23 protein-coding genes and 1 riboswitch are annotated in these 21577 nt (G+C 62.8%); of the genes, 14 read left to right on the plus strand and 9 right to left on the minus strand.

Translation table 11 applies throughout. The features are described from left to right. Positions 1 to 84 precede the first annotated feature (84 nt). Together VUN82_21700 and VUN82_21705 are read right to left on the minus strand one after the other, a co-directional pair. Positions 85 to 534: an SRPBCC domain-containing protein gene (locus tag VUN82_21700; GenBank protein ID XAS71667.1), complete on the minus strand. Its 450-nt coding sequence runs from the start codon at positions 532 to 534 to the stop codon at positions 85 to 87. Positions 535 to 926: 392 nt separating this feature from the next. Next, positions 927 to 1523 (minus strand): phosphoribosylanthranilate isomerase, encoded by a 597-nt coding sequence (locus VUN82_21705; protein ID XAS71668.1) that lies wholly within the window; start codon positions 1521 to 1523, stop codon positions 927 to 929. Positions 1524 to 1620: 97 nt separating this feature from the next. Here VUN82_21705 and VUN82_21710 point away from each other — a divergent pair, with 97 nt between their 5' ends. From VUN82_21710 to VUN82_21730, 5 genes are all read left to right on the plus strand, one after another. Then, on the plus strand, positions 1621 to 2268 hold the full coding sequence (locus VUN82_21710; protein ID XAS71669.1) for a HutD family protein: 648 nt from the start codon (positions 1621 to 1623) through the stop codon (positions 2266 to 2268). 57 nt (positions 2269 to 2325) lie between these two features. Further along, a riboswitch (guanidine-III (ykkC-III) riboswitch) is annotated at positions 2326 to 2391 on the plus strand. A gap of 9 nt (positions 2392 to 2400) precedes the next feature. Next, entirely contained in the window at positions 2401 to 2715 is a 315-nt protein-coding gene (locus VUN82_21715; GenBank protein ID XAS71670.1) for an SMR family transporter, read from the plus strand. Positions 2716 to 2717: 2 nt separating this feature from the next. Continuing rightward, the gene (locus tag VUN82_21720; GenBank protein ID XAS71671.1) at positions 2718 to 3104 is read left to right on the plus strand and encodes a multidrug efflux SMR transporter; all 387 of its coding nucleotides are present in this window, start codon (positions 2718 to 2720) and stop codon (positions 3102 to 3104) included. Positions 3105 to 3308: 204 nt separating this feature from the next. Then, positions 3309 to 4316: an aldo/keto reductase gene (locus tag VUN82_21725; protein XAS71672.1), complete on the plus strand. Its 1008-nt coding sequence runs from the start codon at positions 3309 to 3311 to the stop codon at positions 4314 to 4316. Between the two features lie 9 nt (positions 4317 to 4325). Further along, positions 4326 to 4976: an MBL fold metallo-hydrolase gene (locus VUN82_21730; GenBank protein ID XAS71673.1), complete on the plus strand. Its 651-nt coding sequence runs from the start codon at positions 4326 to 4328 to the stop codon at positions 4974 to 4976. A 14-nt stretch (positions 4977 to 4990) separates the two neighbouring features. Here the strand turns inward: VUN82_21730 and VUN82_21735 are convergent, their stop codons facing one another. Both VUN82_21735 and VUN82_21740 read right to left on the minus strand, forming a co-directional pair. Next, the gene (locus VUN82_21735) at positions 4991 to 6742 is read right to left on the minus strand and encodes a DEAD/DEAH box helicase (protein ID XAS71674.1); all 1752 of its coding nucleotides are present in this window, start codon (positions 6740 to 6742) and stop codon (positions 4991 to 4993) included. A 376-nt stretch (positions 6743 to 7118) separates the two neighbouring features. After that, positions 7119 to 8519, minus strand: a complete 1401-nt coding sequence (locus tag VUN82_21740) for an MFS transporter (GenBank protein ID XAS71675.1) — start codon at positions 8517 to 8519, stop codon at positions 7119 to 7121. Between the two features lie 68 nt (positions 8520 to 8587). Between VUN82_21740 and soxR the strand changes: the two genes are divergently transcribed. After that, positions 8588 to 9049 carry a redox-sensitive transcriptional activator SoxR gene (soxR, locus tag VUN82_21745; protein XAS71676.1) on the plus strand — a complete coding sequence of 154 codons (462 nt, stop codon included), beginning with the start codon at positions 8588 to 8590 and terminating at the stop codon, positions 9047 to 9049. A 47-nt stretch (positions 9050 to 9096) separates the two neighbouring features. On the opposite strand, the gene VUN82_21750 is transcribed toward soxR, so the two are convergent. Then, complete coding sequence (locus VUN82_21750) at positions 9097 to 10911, minus strand: FG-GAP-like repeat-containing protein (protein XAS71677.1); 1815 nt, start codon at positions 10909 to 10911, stop codon at positions 9097 to 9099. Between the two features lie 358 nt (positions 10912 to 11269). Between VUN82_21750 and VUN82_21755 the strand changes: the two genes are divergently transcribed. Then, entirely contained in the window at positions 11270 to 11965 is a 696-nt protein-coding gene (locus tag VUN82_21755; protein ID XAS71678.1) for a class I SAM-dependent methyltransferase, read from the plus strand. A gap of 59 nt (positions 11966 to 12024) precedes the next feature. Here VUN82_21755 and VUN82_21760 read toward each other — a convergent pair whose 3' ends face one another. After that, a complete protein-coding gene (locus VUN82_21760; GenBank protein ID XAS71679.1) occupies positions 12025 to 13062 on the minus strand; it encodes an AsnC family transcriptional regulator in 1038 nt (345 codons plus the stop codon). A gap of 139 nt (positions 13063 to 13201) precedes the next feature. On the opposite strand from VUN82_21760, the gene VUN82_21765 reads away from it, so the two are divergent. Further along, a complete protein-coding gene (locus VUN82_21765; GenBank protein XAS71680.1) occupies positions 13202 to 14419 on the plus strand; it encodes a M20 family metallopeptidase in 1218 nt (405 codons plus the stop codon). A gap of 31 nt (positions 14420 to 14450) precedes the next feature. Beyond that, the gene (locus VUN82_21770; GenBank protein ID XAS71681.1) at positions 14451 to 15743 is read left to right on the plus strand and encodes an MFS transporter; all 1293 of its coding nucleotides are present in this window, start codon (positions 14451 to 14453) and stop codon (positions 15741 to 15743) included. Between the two features lie 122 nt (positions 15744 to 15865). On the opposite strand, the gene VUN82_21775 is transcribed toward VUN82_21770, so the two are convergent. Then, the gene (locus tag VUN82_21775; GenBank protein XAS74762.1) at positions 15866 to 17119 is read right to left on the minus strand and encodes an MFS transporter; all 1254 of its coding nucleotides are present in this window, start codon (positions 17117 to 17119) and stop codon (positions 15866 to 15868) included. Positions 17120 to 17308: 189 nt separating this feature from the next. On the opposite strand from VUN82_21775, the gene VUN82_21780 reads away from it, so the two are divergent. The 4 genes from VUN82_21780 (at position 17309) to VUN82_21795 (ending at position 19627) form a co-directional block, all read left to right on the plus strand. Then, positions 17309 to 17755, plus strand: a complete 447-nt coding sequence (locus VUN82_21780; protein ID XAS71682.1) for a hypothetical protein — start codon at positions 17309 to 17311, stop codon at positions 17753 to 17755. Between the two features lie 70 nt (positions 17756 to 17825). Next, entirely contained in the window at positions 17826 to 18731 is a 906-nt protein-coding gene (gene trmB / locus VUN82_21785; GenBank protein ID XAS71683.1) for a tRNA (guanosine(46)-N7)-methyltransferase TrmB, read from the plus strand. A gap of 20 nt (positions 18732 to 18751) precedes the next feature. Then, positions 18752 to 19144, plus strand: a complete 393-nt coding sequence (locus VUN82_21790) for a hypothetical protein (protein ID XAS71684.1) — start codon at positions 18752 to 18754, stop codon at positions 19142 to 19144. Next, positions 19145 to 19627 carry an SRPBCC family protein gene (locus VUN82_21795; protein XAS71685.1) on the plus strand — a complete coding sequence of 161 codons (483 nt, stop codon included), beginning with the start codon at positions 19145 to 19147 and terminating at the stop codon, positions 19625 to 19627. A 48-nt stretch (positions 19628 to 19675) separates the two neighbouring features. Here VUN82_21795 and VUN82_21800 read toward each other — a convergent pair whose 3' ends face one another. Beyond that, positions 19676 to 20350, minus strand: coding sequence for a zf-HC2 domain-containing protein (locus VUN82_21800; protein ID XAS71686.1), 675 nt, complete (start codon positions 20348 to 20350; stop codon positions 19676 to 19678). Further along, positions 20347 to 20844, minus strand: coding sequence for a sigma-70 family RNA polymerase sigma factor (locus tag VUN82_21805; GenBank protein XAS71687.1), 498 nt, complete (start codon positions 20842 to 20844; stop codon positions 20347 to 20349). The genes VUN82_21800 and VUN82_21805 overlap by 4 nt, the downstream gene beginning before the upstream one ends. A 151-nt stretch (positions 20845 to 20995) precedes the next feature. On the opposite strand from VUN82_21805, the gene VUN82_21810 reads away from it, so the two are divergent. Further along, complete coding sequence (locus tag VUN82_21810) at positions 20996 to 21541, plus strand: hypothetical protein (GenBank protein XAS71688.1); 546 nt, start codon at positions 20996 to 20998, stop codon at positions 21539 to 21541. Positions 21542 to 21577 lie beyond the last annotated feature (36 nt).

Raw genomic sequence — 21577 nt, forward strand, 5'->3', positions numbered from 1 at the left:
CTCAATTCTCCCTTGCCGGACAGACATTAAGCCTCAGGGTCTGCCCTGAATCGGCCCTGAGTTTGACGACGCATCAGGGGCGATTTAGTCCAGCAATGCGTCCAGCTTGTCGAAGGAAGTTCCCCAGCCATCCCGTGTCATTTCGACCCATTCTTCAGATGCGAAAGGTCCCTGGGTAAGATGCATCCGGGTGCGTCCGTTGAGGTCTTCGAATTCGAGGTGCATTTCCTCGTACTCATGATCGGCATCGGGAGCAGCCTTTGCCCTTGCTACGAGGAGCGCGGGTGCATCCAACTCCGTGATGACAGCTTCGATGGGTGCTTCCTGCTCCCCCTCATCGTCCGTCCATGCCATGACCACTTGCCAGATTCCGCCCACGTGCGGCTCCACGATGATCTTGTCGCGTGGAGCATCCACTTCCACGGGCCCGAACCACTTGGTGAGCTGATCCGGGTCCATCCAGGCATCGAAGATCCGATCACGCGGGGCGTCGAACTCGCGGATCAGGGTCAGGGTGTGCTGTTCCGTGCTCATTGCTTGGGCTCCTGGTTTCGTTGGTCCGATTGTTTGGTTCCGCGTTTGGTTCCGCGTTTGGTTCCGTGTGTAAGTCCAGTGGAGTGTCTCAGTGAATCGTGTCGTCGTGAGGGAGTCTAGGGTGTGCCAGTGCTAAGTCCGATGCTCTCTCACATCATCACCCGAATTCCCCAACCTTCTCTCACATCAATCACCCGAATGACCCGATGTTCTCTCATATCATGAACCGTTCGGGGGTGTCCGCCGGCAGGACGTGACAGAGGAACGCCCCAAAAGCCGCAGGACGTGAAAGAGGAACGCCCCAAACACGGCAGGACGTGACAGAGGAACGGCCGAAAAGCAGCAGGACGTGAGAGAGGAACGCCCGAAAAGCAGCAGGACGTGAGAGAACGTCAGGCCTTTGCAGCTTCCACGAACGCGCGGATCTTCGCCAGGTCCTTCACTCCCCGAGACGACTCCACACCTGAGGAAACGTCCACGCCCCAAGCACCGGCCGCAGCGGCGGCAAAGGCGACGTTGCCGGGTTCGAGACCGCCTGCGAGCAACCACTCCCGGTCGCCCAGTCCCTTGGCCAGCACGGACGCGTAGTCCCAAGACTCCCCCGAGCCTGGCACGGCTGCATCGATCAAGAGCAGATCCTCGCCAAGATCGCTGAACTCGTCCGGGGTGGCACCCATGGTTACGGCCCGGATGAGCCGCATTCCGGCGTCGTGCACTGTTTTGACGTCCTCGGCAGTCCGGGTACCGTGCAGTTGAACCCACGTGAGTCCGGCGGCGCGGGCAACAGAAACGGCGTCGGAAGCGGGCTCGTGCCGGAACACGGCCACGGCACGAACACCTGCGGGCACCAGCGGCAGTAGTACACGTACCTGGTCAGGACTGACCTCACGTGGGCTGGACGTCAGCACGAAGCCGACGGCGTCCGCCCCGGTGTCCACGGCTGTGCGGACGGATTCGGGTGTGCTTAATCCGCACACTTTGACGAACATTCCTGTGCCTCCAGCCGTATTCCCAACGTTTTCCACATATGACGTTAGCAAGCCATGGTGGCAACGCAGAAGCTGTGTCCACCACTAGGCTGGTCGGATGGAGATTATCCGCTTTGCCGACGTCCACCCCGAACCGTGGCGCAATGGAGGCGGGGTGACGCGCGAACTCGCCAGCCACCCGAAGGCCGCCTCGGCCCAGGATGGGGCATGGGATTGGCGCGTCAGCATCGCCGACGTCTCCAAGGCCGGGGACTTCTCCAATTTTCCGGGCATGGAACGGGTCATCACCATCATTGACGGTGAGTTGCTGCTGCTGACCGTCGACGGCGAGGAGCACCCGCTGGAGAAGTATCGCCCGTTCCGTTTCTCCGGCGAGGCAGCTTCGTCGGCCACTCTGCCCACCGGGGACATCCGCGATCTCAATGTCATCGCTCGCGCCAGCGCGTTCAAGGGGTACACGTCCATCGTCGAGATCTCCAAGAAACGCGCGCACCCCGTCTTCGAGGGCCAGCTGGCCGTCCTCCTGGAAGGCAAGGCGACGGTCGCGCCCGGCGCGGCTCCGGAGGAAGGCGCCGCTGTGGGGGAAGAGCCCGACGGCGCCAGTCCGGCTCCCACCGAGACCGAACCGGTTGAACTGAACCGCTACGACGCCATAGTGGGCTCGGATACGCGGAGCCCCGAGATCTCGGGCCGAGGTTTTGTTGCCGTGATCTCCATCGACAAAGTGGACCCCGCAAACGCCTGAGCTGGTGACTTTGGCCACCAGAAGTGGCCACCCTCTGCAGGAGTTGCTAGCCTGAAATCAAGGTTCCGCTCTGGAACCTCCGGACGACGGTTCAGTACCCGGCACGCGACAAGACTGGCCAAAGGATCTGTCATGTCGTGGTTAATTCTCATTCTCTCCGGAGCGCTTGAGGCCGTTTGGGCTGCTGCCCTTCACCGATCAAAGGGCTTCCGCAAGCCAATCGCCACAGTCGTTTTCCTGGTGAGCGTCATCGCCAGCACCGGCGGCCTTGCGGTTGCCATGCAATCCATTCCTACTGGTACGGCGTACGCGGTGTGGGTTGGTGTCGGCGTCGTCCTGACGTCGGCATACGCCATGGTCACCAAGGTGGAACGCGCGACGACGGCCCGGCTGCTGCTGCTCGCAGGGATCGGCGCGTGCGTGGTTGGCCTGAAGGTGGTGGCGTAGCCGTGGCTGCAACGACCACCACGACCCAGAACTCTGCGAAGAACGGCGTCTTCTGGCTGGTTCTCCTCGCCTCCGCCGTCCTTGAAGCCGTGTGGGCCACCGCTCTGGGACTCTCCAACGGCTTCACCCAGTTGATTCCCACCTTGGTCTTCGCGGTGACGGCAACATTGAGCATGCTCGGACTCGGGATCGCGGTAAAGCGGATTCCCTTGGGCACCGCCTACGCGGTGTGGGTTGGAATCGGCGCTGCGCTGACTGTTGGGTGGGCGATGGTTACAGGGGTAGAGCCTGCCAGCCCGCTGAAGCTTCTCTTCATCGCCGGAATCGTGGGTTGTGCTGCCGGTTTGAAGGCGTTGCCTGCTGAGAAGCCCGCGGCAAAGGCCGAGTAGCGCCGCTCCTTCCCAGTTACCGCCACTCGCACCTGCCCCAGTGCCGGCAAAACCCCGGAAACACGGGGGCTGTGCATCTTTGGAGTTCGTCAGGGCCCCGAGCAACTGGGAAGGACCGCAGCCTCGCGCAGGAATACCCATCGCGTCCATGGAGTTCACGCCAACAAAGGGCACTTCGAATACCAACACGCATGGGAGAAGTTCATGACTGCAGTTCAACTCGGCGATGGCCTTTCTGTTAGCCCCCTCGGCTTTGGCGGCATGGCCCTGACGCCGGTGTATGGGGGAATCGACCCCGAGGAAGCCCTGCAGACACTTAGGCATGCGGTGGATGCGGGAATTACCTTCATCGACACCGCGGATGTTTACGGCGCCGGAAGCAACGAGGAGTTGGTCGGCAAGCTCCTGAAGGGCCGGCGTGACGAGGTCCAGTTGGCAACAAAGTTCGGGATAGAGGGCAACGCCGCGAACGGGTACACGGGAGTTCGCGGCGATGCGCCCTACGTCAGGCAGGCGGCAGAAGCTAGCCTCCGCCGCCTGGACACTGACGTGATTGACCTCTACTACCTGCACCGCCGAGACCTCCGCGTTCCGATAGTGGAAACCGTGGAGGCCATGGCGGAGCTGGTCCGGGAGGGCAAGGTTCGGCACCTCGGACTGTCTGAGGTGACAGCCGAGGAGCTTCGGCAGGCCAACGCTGTCCATCCGATTGCCGCGGTCCAGAGTGAATGGTCAATCTGGAGCAGGGATGTTGAGCAAAACGTTGTTCCCGCAGCGAAGGAACTCGGTGTTGGCTTTGTGCCTTATTCGCCGCTCGGCCGCGGGTTCCTCACGGGAACCATTAGCGCGAGCGACTTGGGCGAAAACGACTTCCGCCACAAGATTCCCCGCTTTGGTGGCGAGGCCCTCGATGCAAACCAGGCCGTAGTGGCCGCGGTTCGGGAGGTAGCCGATGACCTGGGTGCAACTCCTGCCCAGGTAGCACTGGCTTGGCTGTTCGCCCAAGGCAAGCGCCTTGGACTGCCGGTGGTCCCCATCCCCGGTACGCGCAAAACGCACCGCATCGACGAGAACCTTGGCGCGTTGTCCCTGCAACTGGGAACAGCGCAACTTGAGGTGCTCGACCAGACCGCGGACGCCGTCGTGGGTTCACGTTCTGCCGACCCCAACTGGGTGTCGCAAGGCCGCGAAGCCAACGCGGCCACTGCATAGACTGAGCCGATGGATTCGCTTATTCACTCATCGCGTGACGTCACCATCCGGAGCATCTCGGTCAGCGAGATGAACAACAACGTGTATCTGTTGACCTCGAAGTCCACAGGCGTGCAGCTGTTGATCGACGCCGCCGACGAACTTCCGGCCATTCAGCAACTCCTGAAGGACAGCGAAACGGATACTTCCGAGGTGCCGAAGCTCGTCCGAATAGCCACCACCCACCAGCATTGGGACCACATCCGCGCCTTGGGTGAGCTGGTCTCAGCTACGGGCGCCAGCACTTCTGCAGGGGCGGACGACGCCGATGCGCTGCCCGTACCGGTGGATGTCCGGCTTGGTCACGGCGACGTCGAGCGGTTCGGCGACTTCGAGATCACGGCGATCCACCTGCGTGGGCACACCCCCGGCTCGATCGCTTTCGTTTACCAGGATCCGGACGGGCCGGCCCACATTTTCAGTGGCGACTCGCTGTTTCCCGGAGGCGTCGGCAACACACAGGGCGATCCTTCACGTTTCACTTCACTGTTGAACGACGTGAAAGGGCGGCTGTTCGACGCCTACCCGGACGAGACCGTGGTGCACCCGGGCCATGGATTGCCCACGACCCTCGGAGCCGAGCGGCCACACCTTGAGGAGTGGCGCGCCCGCGGCTGGTGAGCAACGTGGACGTACTAGCGGCCGCGACGTTCGTTCGAAGCCGGTGCCGATGCACGACGCGGGCCGCTGCGTGCCGGACGACCGGCGCCGGAGCCCCCGCGACCGGAGTTGCCGGAAGCAACGGAGCCCGAACCGTAGGATCCGCCGGATGTAGCGCCCGTTGCGGAAGACCAAACAGCCTTGTTTCCGCCAGTGCGGGTGCTCGTGGTCGACGCTGTGCGCGGAGCCGAAGCAGAGCGCTGGCCACCGGTAGCGGCACGCTGGCCCGAAGCCGGACGGCCACTGCGGGCGCCCTGGCCCTGCGAGCCGGGAACGTCGTTGCGGTGCGTGGCACCAGCCTTGCCGCGGCCGCGTGAGCTGCGGGCGACGTCGTCGTTCATTGCTGCGCGACGGTCAGCGCGGTTGATGTCGGTGCGAACCGGCTCAGCTGCCACCTTGCCGCGTCCGCCGCGACCGCCACGGCCACCCGTGGTGGGTGCAGCCTGGCCGCCGGTACGGCGTGCGCGCTTTCGCTGGGCGTTGGCGCCAGTTGACGTGCCACCACCCTGCGGGGCTTTCGCCGCGAGGAGGGCCGCACGGGTGCGGGGATCAACCTTGTCTGCGATGTCGCCCACGAGCTCGGCGACCAGCGGCGAGTTGGCAGTGACGCGCTCGAACGACACATCGACGCCCGCAGCCTTCATGAGCTTCTTGACGTCGCTCTGCTGCTCCGGGAGCGTCAGGGTGACAACAGTGCCATCGGAACCGGCGCGGGCCGTGCGGCCTGAGCGGTGCAGGTACGCCTTGTGCTCTGTGGGCGGGTCAACGTGGATGACGAGTTCGACGTCGTCAACGTGCACGCCGCGGGCTGCGACGTCGGTGGCCACCAGGACGCGAACGTCACCGTTGGAGAACTCGGCCAAGTTGCGGTCGCGGGCGTTCTGCGACAGGTTGCCGTGAAGGTCGACGGCGGGGATTCCGGCGTCCGTCAGGGTCTTGGCAAGCTTGCGGGCGTGGTGCTTGGTCCGCATGAAGAGGACGCGGCGGCCGGCGCCGGAGGCCAGTTCGACGATGAGCTGCTTCTTGACAGTCTGATCGTTGACTACCAGGACGTGGTGTTCCATGGTGGTGACGGCAGCCTGCGGGTCATCCACGGAGTGCGTGAGCGGGTTGGACAGGTAGCGGTTGACCAGCTTGTCAACACCGTTGTCCAACGTCGCCGAGAAGAGCAGGCGTTGACCCTGGGTGGGGGTCATGTCCATGAGCTTCTTGACCACCGGGAGGAAGCCGAGGTCAGCCATGTGGTCTGCCTCGTCCAGCACGGTGACCTCAACGGCTTCGAGGGTCAGGATGCGCTGGCGGATCAGGTCTTCGAGGCGGCCCGGGCAGGCGATGACGATGTCGACGCCGGCGCGCAGCGCCTTTTCCTGGCGTGCCTGGGAGATGCCGCCGTAGATCACCGTGGTGTTCAGGCCCATGGCCTTGGCCAACGGCTCGATTGTGGCGTTGATCTGGGTTGCGAGTTCACGCGTCGGTGCAAGGACGAGACCCATGGGGCGGCCCGGCTTGCGGAAGTGCTTGGCTTCACGCTCGGCCAAGCGGGCCACAAGCGGGATGGCGAACGCGATGGTCTTGCCGGAGCCGGTGCGGCCACGGCCCAGGACGTCGCGGCCTGCGAGCGTATCCGGGAGGGTCTTCACCTGGATGGGGAATGCCTCTTCGATGCCGTCTGCGGCGAGGGAATCAGCAATAGCCTTGGGCGTGCCAAGGGCAGCAAAAGTAGTCATGTACTTATGTCTTTCGGGCGGTGTCCAGTTGCGGACATCGGCCCCCGACGCCGGTTGGGCCAGGGGTTCGCCGAGGAAAAGTCAGGTGGTCTACCGGTTCGCTGCTGGAGCGTTGGCCGGGACCAAATGGAAGCGTTCATCGACGCAGGATGTGCCTCTCACATGAAAAATGCCCCGTCACGTAGCCTGTTGGGCCACCTGCTTCAGGGCGTCACCGCACATCAAGTGCTCCCAGTCTAGCAGTGTTCGGCCTCGAGCCCCGCATCGGGCTGATTAAGGCTCGCGTTGTGGGGCCCCAACTGGGTAGCAGCTGAGCGCGTTTTGGACGCTCAAAACGCGCTCAACTGGTACTTACTTGGGCTTGGTGAGCGTCGGGCTACTTGTGGAGCGATGCCTCAGGTTCGGTTTCCCGCGTGGTGGAGACACCCGCCCGGGGGGCGACCCGTGGCGCGATGACGACCCCGACGACGGCGATCACCGCCGTCAGTGCGAAGACCCCCGCAAACGGGTTCGTCGTCGTAAATGCTGCGAAGACGAGTCCCGTGGCGGCGAGGGACAAGGCGCCGCCCAGAGAGTCCGAGATGGACATCGCTGCGCTGTTGAAGCCCTGGTTTTCCTCACCGGACAACGCCAAGGTCATCACTGAGAGCCGCGGGTACATGAGTCCCATGCCGCCGCCCGCAAGGATCCAGCCTCCAATGGCAATACCCGCCGGCAGCGCCGAGGCCGCGGTCACCAGGGCCAGCATTATGGCCACCAGCACCAGCGCAGCACCAATTTTCACGGCGAGGGCATCGGCCAGCTTGGAACCCAACCGGCCCTGCAGAGCGGATGCTCCTGCCCATGCGAGCGCGGCGCCGGTCAGCGTGAGCCCGGCAAACGTCGGCGTGAAGGCGTACTGCTCCGTCAACAGATACGGCAGGTAGACCTCCGCGCCGAAAAAGGCTGCCGAAGCTAAACCGCGGGTGAGGATCACGCTGGGAAGGCCTCGACGGGCAACCAGTGTTCCGCGCGGGACCAACGGCCTTACCGCCACCACTGCAAGGACAAGCGCGACGACGGCAATCACGCCGCCCACGCCCGGCACCTCTGCTGACAGGTTCAGCGCGAGGACGGTCAGGGCAGCCAGCGCCGCCCAGCCCATGCGTCCGAAAGCCCAAGGCACATGCTGGGTATCTGTGTCGGGGTCGGGTGCCGTCCCGCGTACAGCCGGAACCACCATCAGCAGCGCCGGAACGACCAGCCCCACAACGCCAAGGAACACCCAGTGCCAACTGCTGAGCTGTGCCACGATCCCTGCGGCAAACGGGCCCACCAAGGAAGGGATCACCCAGGAAGCGGCAAAGGCGGCAAAGATTTTGGGATGAAGCACCGGCGGGTAGACCCGTGCCACCAACACATACAGGGCAACGGTCATGGCACCGCCGCCGAGTCCCTGCACGAGCCTTCCCAGCACCAGAACTTCCATGCTCCCGGCTGTTCCCGCGATCAGAAGACCGGCGACGAACAGTGCCACCGATGCGTACAGCGGCGCCGCCGGACCCCGGCGATCAGACCAGTTACCTGCTCCCACCATGCCCATCACGCCAGTCGCCAGGGGGCCGGCGAAGGCCAGCGCGTAAAGGCTGGCTCCGTCCAGGTCCCGACTGACGAGCGGCATGATGGTGGTTACCGCCAGGGACTCGAAGGCGCTGAGGAAAACGAGCGCACAAGCACCGACGGTGGCCAGCAGGTAAGGAAGGCGGAGTATCCCGGCCGTTGAGGTATCAGAGGTCATGGACGTTACCCTAGAACCTCAACTAATGTTGAGGTCAATCCACCACGCCCACCACCGGAGGACCAGCCATGCCACAAGTTCCAGGCAGCGCCCACCGGCCCCTGAGCATCGGTGAGCTTTCGGAACGCAGCGGAGTATCGCCGTCGGCCCTTCACTTCTACGAACGCAACGGGCTCATTACAGCTGAGCGCACGGCCGGCAACCAGCGGCGGTACAGGCGCGAAACGTTGCGTCGGGTGGCATTCATCAAAACATCGCAAAGAGTTGGCCTTCCTCTAAAGGACATCCGTGAGGCGCTGGACTCCCTGCCGGATGGGCGAACGCCCACCAAACGGGACTGGACGCGGTTGTCGTCGCGATGGCGCAGGGAACTCGACGAGCGAATTGCCGCGCTGCAACACCTGCGGAATGACCTGGATGGGTGCATCGGCTGCGGTTGCCTGAGCCTGAAATCGTGCACGCTTCAGAACCCTGCCGACGAGCTGGGGGCGACCGGAGCGGGAGCCCAGCGCTGGAACCAGCCAAATTAGGAGGCAGAACTGTCACTTGCGTTGGAACAACTTGAAGCAAGGACCGGCTATGCGATTGCTGTCATCACGTTCCAGCCAGCCCCAACCTTTACTCTTGGCTGATAGCCTCCATGTTCTGTTCCCGGGTAGAGCCAGAAGTCGCCAGAGACATCACGCGCCAGGATGTCTGGAATGTCGTCACCATCGAAATCGCCCGGTGTCACAATGCTGGTCATCGCATTCCAGCCGGTGCCGACTTGCCGTCGAGGTACCCATTGGCTGGACAGATCGCGCTCGTAGAGCCACAAGGTTCCGGCACTGTCGCGTGCAAGCACATCGGTTCCGGGGATTGCGTTTCTCCCGGGTCCCATGATCGCCGTCATGTCATTCCAACCGGCACCGACTTTCGTCCGCGGTAACCACCCGCCCATGCCATTGCCCGGATAGAGCCACAGGTCGCCTGCGCTGTCGCGGGCCAAAATGTCCGAGTGCCCGTCATAATCAAAATCTCCGGGTGCGACCACTGCGGTCATGGCATTCCAGCCCACGCCGACCTTGGTAGGTGACCACCAATACGACTGTCCATCCCCTGGATACAGCCACAGGTCTCCGGCGCTGTCCCGTGCCAGGACATCCGGCTTCTTGTCTCCATTGAAGTCACCGGGAGTAACAACTAGGTTCATGGCATCCCAGCCCGAGCCAGCTCGAGTCCGCGTAAGCCAGCCCTTGTTGGTGTTGCCCGGATAGAGCCACAATGCACCTCCCGAATCACGGGCCAGGATATCTGTGGCGTAATCGGAGTTGTAGTCCTTGCGCACGTTGTCGAGGCGAGGCGCATTGACCACCACGATGTGCCCACCGTCATTTGTTAGCCCGTAGCCCTTACTGCCATCCGGGGACATCGTGAAGCTGCTGACCACTCTGGGCATGGGGGTGCTGGCCAGGACTTGAAGGGAAGGCAAAGCAAGGACGACAGCTTTGCTGCCCAGCACATAGAGCCTCTTGCCGTCCGGGCTCGTTTGGATGACGGGACGTCCCGGAGTGCTTGAGCCTGAGTCTGCAGTGGCAATGGGCCTCACCGTATTCTTCGCAACGTCGATTTCAGCCACGAAGTAATCGCCCGCGACGTTCTCTCCGTTCACGACGCGCCCCGGATATTGATCCACGACGTATGCCCGCGAACCGTCTCGAGTGAATACAGGCGCGGTTACAGGAGAGATGGTCGGAACACTTGTAAGAACCGTGTCCGTCGAGATCGCCACGACTGCTATCCCGCCCGAAGGCTTGGGGTAGAAGATCTTGGTTCCGTCGGCCGAGATGGAGCCTTGACCCAATCCACCTTCGATTGGAAGCGTCTTGACCACTTTGTTGGTGACGGCACTGATGACAGTGATGGTGTTGTCAGCGTAATTCGATACGTAGATCTTGTCCCCGGACGGGGCGACTAGAACGTCGTTAGCACCAGCCCCGACCGGAACAACGGCCTTCACAGCTTTTGCTGCGAGGTCGATTACGTTCACCGACCCGTTTTTTAGTGGCGACTCATAGGGCCGCCCAGACAACGCGTAGAGAACGGCACCGTTTGCTGAGATGGCTACCTTCTGCGCCTCTTCAGCCAAAGGAATCCTGGCAGTGACCGTGTGCCGTACCGTGTCCACCACAGCGATGTCAGCCGTCTCGTATTTTGTAGGGAGGTACGCGGTGGATCCGCTTGGCGACATCGCGAGGTCGAAGGCGTTCATAACTTCAACGCTGCCGGACACGATGTCCGGTGGTACGTAAATATCTGCAAAATACTGACGGCCATATACGAAGGCCCTGGACCCGTCACGACTGAACTTCAAAATACTTGCGTCCACTGCAAGGGTGTCTGGAGAATCCATTGAAGCCAACGGAACTCCCATCGCTTTTATCCCCGCGGGACTTTGACCTGCGGAGATCAACGACGTAGCCAAGGGAAGAGACGATTTGACGGTTGGCTGAATGGGATGCCCGTGAGCAACCCCAGCGCCCACGAGCGAAAGCACTGCCGCAGCCGTTAGCGCAGCGGGCACACGAATATTGCGTTGCAGGAACACCATGAATCCCCCAGCACGAGGCGCCACCGGAATGATTCGGGCGCAGAAGGTCACAGGTTATCCGCCATCGCGGGCAAAAACCAGATGCGTCCGCCCAGCGGTGGAACTTGCCGAAGCAGCAACAGGGATTGCCTTGCGCCGAGCCTCACGGCACGCTTGGCATATGACTGAACACACGCACGACGGCGATACTCACCACAGCGAGCCGAGGCATGGCGGGCTCAATCTCCACGAGGACGCTGACAACGCCGCTGACATGTGGGACGGCATGTACAAGGAGCGTCCAAAGGTCTGGAGCGGGCACCCGAATCCTCAGTTGGTCGCCGAAGTGGCGGGCCTTCGTGCGGGAACGGCCTTGGACCTTGGCTGCGGCGAGGGTGCAGACGCGATCTGGCTCGCCGGGCAGGGCTGGAAGGTCACCGCAATGGATGTGTCCGCCGTCGCGCTTGAACGTGCAGCAGCCCATGCCGTGGACTCCGGTTACGCTGACCGGATCATGTGGCAGCAGCAGGACTTGGCCGAATGGAAGCCGGAACCCATCTTTGACCTCGTATCAGCACAGTTCCTCCACAGCCCCCTCCTGCCGTGGCGCGACTCCGTAGCTTCCGCAGCAGCGGCAGTAGCCCCGGGCGGCACGTTGCTGGTGGTCGGACATCACCCGCATGGACTCGCTCCTTGGAGCCACCACCGTGAAACGGGCATGTTCTTCTCGCCGGAACAGTTGGCTGGCGCGCTCCGCCTGGATCGCGAGCCGTGGTTCGTCAACGTCCTGACTTCGCGGGAACGCACCGTCACGGGTCCGGAGGGCGAACCGGCTACTGTCGTGGACACGGTCCTCCGGGCAACGAAGCACGCCTGATAGAGGCGGGAACCGCGCCCAAGCGGGGTGACGCCGTCGTCGTCAACTTCGGCAAAACCTCAAGCTGTCTCCGGCAGCAGTTCCCCGTAGGGTGCCACGACTGTTCCTGTTGCCGTTGAGTCCGGGTTCAGCATCCAGCCAACCCGTTTGGCCGTATTCAACATGACGACGCTCTCCACCAGTTCGATCCCCGGGATCCGCTGCTGGATGGCGAGTTCCATTTCCATGACCTGCGCAAGCGAACGCAGCCACATGATCATGGTGAAGTTGGTGCGGCCGGTGGTTGACGCGGAAAACCTGACATTCCGGATGGAACGCAGTTCAGTGGCTGCGGCCTCGTGCTGTCCCGCGGGGACGTTCGCAAACCACTGGACTGTGATGGGATAACCGGAGAATTTTTGGGCGATCTCGCAGCGGAAGGAGAGCATTCTGCTGTTCAGCACCCGCCCCAACTGGCGTTGCACGGTGGCGGGATGCCGCCCCAAAGCCCGCGCTATCTCAGCAGCAGAAGCACGCCCGTCGCGGGACAGGAACGGGATAAGCGCCAGGTGGCTTTCGGGCAGCGGCACGACTATGGCGTCCGGAGCGGAGGGGTTGGCCGATTCGGGCCCTGCCATCGCCCGAAGCGCTTGCTGTTCCCCCTTGGTGAGAACATTCAGCCGCCAGGCATAGCCGCTGGTGTGGATGCGGGTGCAGAGCGACGTGTGGTACTTGGTGAGCCCACGGATTTCCTTAAGTCGCGGCAGCAGGCTCGTGCTGAACTGATCGAGGTCCTGGGTGATGACCGTGAGCGTGAGATCGCGGTTACTGGCGGCTTCTTCCACGGTGATGACCTCAGGGAGCTCTGCGAGCGCAGTGACAACGTCCGGCCGTAGGTCCATGTCGCAGTCGATGTCCACCATGGCGAGGCACATGTTCTTCGGATCGCCCATCAGGTGCGCCGTAGTCCAGGCCGCTCCCGTGGCTTTCAGGCGGTCCCACCGCGCGGCCAGGGTTGTGGCATGGACACCCAGGACCGCGCCGGCGTCGGACCAGCTGATGCGGGGAGAAATCTGCAGGGCATTGACGAGGCGTAGATCCTCTTCACTGAGTTCCATGCGTACATTCTCTCAACTGTGCATGAATCGTGCGTTTCTGCGGCTTCGTTGCATTTTTGTAGATGTTTTCAGGATTGTGAGTTAAGTCACCACAGAATTGCTGGAAGAAACCCGTAGCCAAGCGAGACCAGGAGTACACATGACCATCGCCGCCGACGCCAAGGAACTGCAGGACGACATCGTCCGCCTCCGCCACGACCTCCACCGTGAGCCGGAAATCGGCCTGCAACTGCCCCGCACCCAGGAAAAGGTGCTGAAGGCACTCGACGGACTCCCTTACGAAATCACCCTGGGCAAGGACACGACGTCGGTCACTGCAGTTCTGCGTGGGGGCGCGGCTTACGCCTCGGCTGAGAAGCCCGTGGTGTTGCTGCGTGCAGACATGGACGGCCTTCCCGTCCAGGAAGCCACTGGGGTGGACTACACATCCCGTGTAGATGGAGCGATGCACGCCTGTGGTCACGACCTCCACACTTCCATGCTGGCCGGAGCCGCCACCCTGCTGGCAGAGCATCGCGACAAGCTGGCCGGCGACGTCGTCCTCATGTTCCAGCCCGGCGAGGAAGGCTTCGACGGCGCCAGCTACATGATCAACGAAGGCGTCCTGGATGCTGCTGGCAGGCGGGCAGATACGGCGTACGGAATGCACGTCTTCTCCTCGCTGGAACCGCACGGCCAGTTCGTCACCAAGAATGGCGTGATGCTCAGTTCTTCGGATGGGCTCGTTGTGACCGTGCTGGGCGCCGGCGGACACGGCTCCGCACCGCACTCAGCCAAGGACCCCGTGACCGCAGCAGCCGAAATGGTCACCGCCCTTCAGGTCATGGTGACGCGCCAGTTCAACATGTTTGATCCCGTTGTCCTCACCGTTGGTGTGCTGCACGCAGGAACCAAACGAAACGTGATCCCCGAGACCGCGCGTATCGAAGCCACCATCAGGACCTTCTCCGAAGAGTCACGGCAGAAGATGATGGAAGTAGTACCCAAGCTGCTCCAAGGCATTGCCGCAGCCCACGGACTGGAGGTTGATGTGGACTACCAACAGGAATACCCGCTCACCATTAATGACGAGGACGAAACCAACACGGCGGAGAAGGTCATCGCTGGCATGTTCGGCGAGTCCCGGCTGACCCGGATGGCAACTCCCCTGAGTGGTTCCGAGGACTTCTCCCGTGTCCTGGCCGAGGTCCCGGGAACATTCGTGGGGCTCAGCGCCGTTGCCCCCGGCACCGACCACGCGACGTCGCCCTTTAACCACTCGCCGTACGCAACTTTCGACGACGGCGTCCTCACCGACGGCGCTGCCCTGTACGCAGAGCTCGCTGTGTCCCGCATCGCAGCCCTCGCCGCCAACTAACTCCCAGCCCTATCCCACCTTGGAGAATCACATGACCGCCACCGTTGGAACGTCCACCGAAGTCAAGGTCCACAAGTCTCATCTGCGCACGCTCGTCGGAACCGGCATCGGCAACGCCGTTGAATGGTACGACTGGGCCATCTACGCCACGTTCTCGCCGTTCATCGCAAGTGCTTTGTTCAGCCAGGCCGACCCCACGTCCGCTGTGCTGTCCACCTTGGCGATCTTCGCCGTCGGGTTTGTTGCACGGCCGTTCGGCGGTTTCGTGTTCGGCTGGATCGGCGACCGCATCGGCCGCAAGACCTCCATGACGGTGGCCGTTGCGCTTGGAGCTCTCGGCAGCCTCCTCATCGGCATCGCGCCGACGTTCCAGGCTGTTGGCGCATTCGCATCTGTGATGCTCCTGCTCGCCCGGCTCATCCAGGGCCTTGCCCACGGTGGTGAACTGCCGTCGTCGCAAACGTACCTGTCCGAGATGGCACCCAAGGAAAAGCGCGGCTTCTGGGCCACACTCATCTACACGTCCGGCACCGCCGGCATTCTGGCTGGAACACTGCTTGGTGCGATCCTCACTGCTGTCCTGTCAAAGAACGACATGAGCGCCTGGGGTTGGCGTATTCCGTTCCTCATCGGCGGCGCGCTGGGCATCTACGCGCTGTTCATGCGGGCCAAGATGAAGGAAACCCACGCATTCGAGGCTGAGACGCCCAAGGAAAAGCGCCTGCCGATGTGGCCGCAGATCGTCAAGTACCGCAAGCAGGCCCTGCAGGTTATCGGCCTGACCGTTGGCCTCACGGTGGTCTACTATATCTGGGGTGTCGTGGCGCCGAGCTACGCAGCCACAACGCTGAAGATGGACCGCGGCGCAGCCCTGTGGGCCGGCGTGATCGCCAATGTTGTGTTCATCGCCGCGCTCCCGTTCTGGGGCAAGCTGTCTGACCGCATTGGCCGCAAGCCTGTGCTGATCGGCTCGTCCATCGGTGCCATGCTCATGCACTTCCCCATGACGTGGCTGCTGAAGGATTCGCCGTGGCAGCTGACCGTGTCCATGTCCGTGATGCTGTTCTTCATCGCTGGTAGCGCGTCGATTGTTCCGGCCGTCTACGCCGAGCTGTTCCCGACGCACATCCGCACTGTCGGCGTCGGCGTCCCGTACTCCATCTGCGTAGCGGCCTTCGGTGGCACGGCTCCGTACCTCCAGACCTGGCTGGGCACCATTGGCCAGGGCTACCTGTTCAACGTGTACGCAGTGATCCTGCTGGTGATCGGCATCGCGTTCGCCTTCTCGATCCCGGAGACGAAGGGCAAGGACCTGACGGTCTAGGTCCCCGTTGTGAGGCTCGCTCTGCGCCCCTCCCGAAATAGGGCCCACGCCGCCCGGGTTCCCTGGCCGAGCTTGCGAGGTTAGGGAGGCGGTGGGGATGCAGAGCGGGCCTCACAACTCATTTAAACGAACTTGTTGCGGCCCGCGCGGTAGCCGAAGAACGCAGCCAGCGCTCCGACCACCAGGAACAGGATGCCCGCGGCAGTGAATCCACCCGTGGCTTGGTGCAGTTGTCCCACGAGCAAAGTTCCCACAGAGCCCACTCCGTAGCCAACACCCTGCATCATTCCCGACAGGTGCGCGGCGGTGTGGGCATCGCGGGTGCGGACCATGATCATCGTGAGGGCAACCGCCGTGAGGGAGCCTTGTCCCAGTCCCAGCAGTCCGGTCCAGATCCAGATCAGTTCAGTTGGCCCGAAGATACTGAGGGCGAAGCCACCGCCGGTCATCAGGGCCACCACGGTGTTGATCACCCTCTGATCCTTGAAGCGCGTGGCCAGGGCAGGCGCGAAGAGTGAACCGAGCATCTGAAGCACGATCGACACCGACACAATCAGGCCAGCCGTCCCGCCCTCGATGCCCCGGTCCCTCAGGATCGGCGCCAGCCACGCAAACACACTGAACGACATCATGGCCTGCAGCACCATGAACAGGGTGACCTGCCAGGCAACCGCCGATCGCCAAACGTTCACGCCGCCACGGACCGCCTGGTGCTTTACCGATGGCTGGCGGATGGCCAGCGGAAGGAAGAGCAAAAGCACGACGCCGGCAGGCACGGCCCAGGACCACAGCGCCGAAGTCCAGTGGCCGGTTGCCGCAAACACCGGATACGTGAACCCGGCACCAAGAGCGGCGGAAGCACAGATTGCCGTCGTGTAGAGGCCGCCCATGAGCCCGAGCCGGTGCGGGAAGTCCCTTTTGACCACGCCGGGGAGGAGGACGTTGCAGAGCGCGATCGCTGCTCCGCAGGCTGCTGTTCCTGCGAGAAGCATGGGCAGGTGGCCTACTCCCGGGATTTCGCTTGGACGCACCAGAAGCCCTGCTGTGAGCACCACCATGGCGCCCAGCAAGACCCTTTCTGCGCCGAAACGGCGGGCAAGGATCGGGGCGAGCGGAGCGAAAATGCCCAGCAATGTCACGGGAACGGTGGTCAGGACCACCACAGCCCAGCCCGGCAACCCGGCGTCGGACGTTATTTCCGGAAGGACGGCCGAGAAACTCGAGAAGACCGTCCGCAGGTTCAGGCCGATCAGGACGAGGCAAATGCCGAGGTAGATGAGGCCCCTCTTGGAGCGCAGCTGCGTAGGTGGGGCGGGCGGGACGTCGTCGATCTCGGCATCCACAGCGATTTCAGGGCGAACGGCCTGATAGCGGATCGGGTCTGCCTGGCCGCTTGTATCTGCGACGCCGGATCTGTTCGAGGAGGTCACACGTCCTATTCTGTCAGCCGTGTCTGATCTGCCGCCCAAGGGCGTGATGTGACCAGGATCTGGGCGTCTGCGGGTTGTCCACATACGCAGGATTGCACCTGTCTGTGCCGCATCGGCGTCCATAGCGTTGAGAGCATGAACCTAACTTCTTTGCCCTCGCCTACGTCATCGAACCCGGACAAGGCGGAGTCGCCGATCGGATATGTTCTTGTCCCGCCGAAGCAGCCTCCTGGGCTCAACACAGGAATTGGCAGCCTCGTCTTTGCCGTTGCTGCGCTCTTATACCTGAGAGTCACATTGCCTGTGGCGTTATTGGCGGCGTTTTTCACCAGGTCACCCTCTGAGGCGGGACCTTACGATTGGATTGCCCCGACCGTATTGTGGAGCCTCCCGGCCCTGTGCGGCCTAGTTTCCCTGGTACTCGGCACGGCATCGGTGGCGCTGGCTCGACGACCCACGCCAACTGGGCGACACACCAAGGCGTGGTTCACAGGAATTGCCGGGCTGGGCGTTCTCGGGCTGGACGTTGCAATTGTTGCTGCCTGGATTTTCACCACCGGTCGCGTCATGATCCTGTTTTGACGCCGGAGCACGGATTCAGCCTCGTCTGAGCCAGCCATCTGCCCGCCGGAACCAAAGTATTCTGGAAAGGATGAGTGAAACCCCAGATTCCCCGCGACCAGTCACGCCAGGCAGCCAGGCTTCCTTTGGAACCTACGGTGGCCGGCCGGTCAGTTTCGTGCGCCGCGGCACCCGTTTGCAGGGCCGGAGGCAGGCCGCGTGGGAAGAGCACGCCGAGCGGTGGGCCGTCCAGGTTCCACGTCACGTCGCCAACACATCGGTGCACCCCGATTACACGTTTGATGCCGAGGCCGTCTTTGGGCGCAAAGCTCCGCTGATCGTCGAGATCGGTTCGGGTTTGGGCGACGCCGTAGTCCATGCTGCCGAACAGAATCCGGACAAGGACTTTTTGGCCGTTGAGGTTTACACGCCCGGATTGGCCAACACCATCATCAAGATCAACAGCCGTGGCCTGACCAACGTTCGGGTGGTGGAAGCCAACGCGCCCGAGGTTTTGGAGTCGATGCTCCCCGCCGGTTCAGTCAGTGAGCTCTGGGTGTTCTTTCCCGATCCCTGGCACAAGGCACGCCATCACAAGCGCCGCCTTATCCAGCCGGCTTTCGCTTCCGTGGCTGCCAAGGCGCTGGAAAAGGGTGGTTACTGGCGCATTGCCACCGACTGGTCCAACTACGCTGTACACGTCCGCGACGTCCTGGCAGGCTCAACGGAATTTGAGAACATGCACGAAGGCGAGCGCAGTGGCGAGGAGAGCCCTCTGACGCAAGTGTGGCAATCCGGCGTCGAGTCTGTTGTGGGAGGGGCGCCGGTGCGGGAAGGCCGCGCACCTGTCAGCACGGAGCACACGGGTCCGAACGAGGGTGTGGACGAGGAAGGCGGCTGGGCTCCCCGGTTCGAGGGCCGTATCCGCACGAGCTTTGAAAACAAAGCCCACGAGGCCGGGCGTATGATCTTCGACCTCACGTATCGCAAGACCTAGCCGAAGCACTTGGGGGAATCATGAGCTATCAGCCACCGGCTGAGTACTACCAGCAGCAGCAACGGTCCAGGACGCCTGGCCTGGGTGCGGGCATCACAAGCATCGTCGCGGCAGTCCTCTCGCCAGTCGCTGCTGTGGTCAGCATTCCCCTGGGCGTCGCGGCCGTTGCTTCAGCGATGAGCCGCTACAACCCCGGCAACGACGTCTGGTGGTTCAGTGCGCTTATCCTGGCGTTGGTTGCGGTGGTACTTGCCATTGTGTCTGTGGTCAGTGGGCTGATTGCTGTATTTCGGGCTGGGCGCATGAATGCCGGACGTATTACGGGGATCATCGGACTGGCGATCATGGCGGTCAACGTCTTTGGCGTCACCTTCATGGTTCTCCTGGTGCTCGGTTCAGGGCAGGGGTCCTGAATGCCCCAGGTTCGTGCTGAACGATTTATCCGCCTGGATGCCGAGACAGCCTTCGCGCTCTCGCAGACCACTGGCGAGTTCAGGCTCAGATGGGATCCGTTCATTTCGGCGCAAAGCTTCGTTGACGGAGCCAAAGGAGCGGGCAAGGGAGTTCGTACACGAACCGTCTCGAGGATGGGCCTGAAGATGGTGAGTGAGTACGTCTCCTACACCCCGCCCCGCAATGTCGGAATGACCATGGTGTCCGGGCCGTGGTTCTTTGAGAACTTCGGCGGTGGCTGGCGGTTCACCCCCGACGACGGCGGCACCCGGGCAGTGTGGAAGTACACCTTTTCCTGCCGCCCGGCTTGGCTCAAGCCCGTAGCCGAGAGAATCGGAAGCTGGTTGTTGGGCCGCGAAATCGAACGGCGGATCGAAGCATTTGCCCGGGCCTGCGAGGACCCCGCCCTCGTCGCAGAGCTGCGGGCAAACCTACGGCGCTAAGACCTACGGCACTGAAATCTAGGGCGCTGACATTTAGGGTGCTGACATCTACGGCACTGAAATTGAGGCCACTGTCTTGTCCCCTTCATCCCGGAGCTCCACTCCGGCGATGCCGCCAAGCTGCACGGGCGTAGCGCCAGTGATCTTGATGCGACCACTCGGGGTCGCCGTCCAGCCGCAGGTGCGCTCTTCCGCCCCGTCACGGCCCTTCACCCAAAGGTAGAGCGTTCCTTCGAGCGGCATGCTCTTGCCCTCGACCTCAAGCTCCGTGCCCCAGGTCTTCTTGACCATGCCTACTGTCAGTTGCAGGCCTGTTTCGGACTGCACCGAGTAGCTGGCATCGGGTTTTGGTGGTTGATTCAGCAGCGGGCCGGCAAGGAAACCAAGTGCCAGGCACGCAGCGGCGACTGTCCCCACGAAAGCCGCCCACCGCCGTCGTGATTTCTTCCTGCGTGCCGAAAGGTCAACCAGGATCTTCTGCGGCAATGCTTCCCGGCTCGGTTCCAAAGGTGAGAGTGCACCGGCGGTACCCGTCACGGTGAGCGCGACGGCGTCGGCGGACGGAACGGCGTCGAGCAGCGCGGGGAGGCTTTCCAACTCCTCGAGTTCCTTGCGGCAGGCAGCACATCCGGCGAGGTGCGCTTCAAAAATGCGAGCTTCCTCGGGGTCGAGCCCGCCCAGCAGGTAGGCGCCCAGCAATTGGTGGACGGGGTTGCCGTTCATCGTTCCACCCCCATTTCATCAAGGATCGTTCGGAGGGCTTTCACAGCATAGAAAGCCCGGGATTTCACAGTGCCGGCAGGGATGTTCAGCTGCAGGGCTGCCTCGCTGACGGTGAACCGCTGGTAATGCAGGGCCACAAGGACCTCTCGGTGTTCGTGGCTGAGCCGTAGGAGCGCCTCTTCCATGAGGACGCGGTTCAAGAGTTCATCAACACGTTCCGTCGCGACATGGTCTGGAAGGTCGTGCTCGCCTGCCTCGACGGGACGCCTCTGAGCCTTCCGGTAGTTGTCGATGATGACGTTGCGGGCGGTCCGGAAAAGGTAACTGCGCAGGCTGCCCGTAATCTGCGGGGCGTGCTGCCAGACCTTGAGGATGGTTTCCTGCACGACGTCGTCGGCCAAGTGCGTGTCCGAAGTGCAGCTGAGCACAAAGCGCTTCAACGCTGTGCCGTGATCGCGGTAGATTGCCGCCACCACGTCCTCGTCCAGCGGCATAGCCACCTCCTTCGCGCTGTTTCCTGCTGCCCTACCCCCATACGACGCCGCGCGCGGGAAAAAGGTTCAGCTCCTTGAACCATTCTTCCCCCGCTGGCGTCGTAGGGGTTAGCGCCGACCCATCCCGGCCGGCCCGTCAAAGGAGCTAAACATGAGAAATAGACTCAGCGTTGGGATCGGCGCAATGGTTTTCGCCGTGGCTCTTGCCGGTTGCGGCGGAAGCCCCGGGACAAGCACCACGTCCTCTGCCGCGCCCACGGCCGCTACGTCCTCGACGGCACCTACCTCCACGTCCCCAAGTACAGCCATGTCCAGTCCGGCCACGGCCGGTGCCGAAATGAAGGTTGCATCATCCAGCGCCGGGCAGATCGTGGTGGACAGCAAGGGCATGAGCCTGTACTTCTTCACCAAGGACGTCAAGGATTCAGGATCCAGCGCGTGCACCGGCGCCTGCCTGACGGCGTGGCCAGTGTTCACGACGACGTCGGACAAGCCAACCGTTGAAGGCGTCACGGGCACCGTGGGAACCATAGCGACCCCTGACGGGAAGAAGCAGGTCACCCTCAATGGCATGCCGCTGTACTACTACGCCAAGGACAAGGCTCCGGGCGATGTCACCGGCCAAGGCGTCCAAAGTGTCTGGTACTTGGTGAGCCCCAGTGGAGAAATGATCAAGGGGGCCGCAGCGGGCTACTAAAGCGTGACGCCGAGATCGCGGGAAGCCTGCCATATC

Source organism: Micrococcaceae bacterium Sec5.1 (assembly GCA_039636795.1).
Classification (GTDB): domain Bacteria; phylum Actinomycetota; class Actinomycetes; order Actinomycetales; family Micrococcaceae; genus Arthrobacter.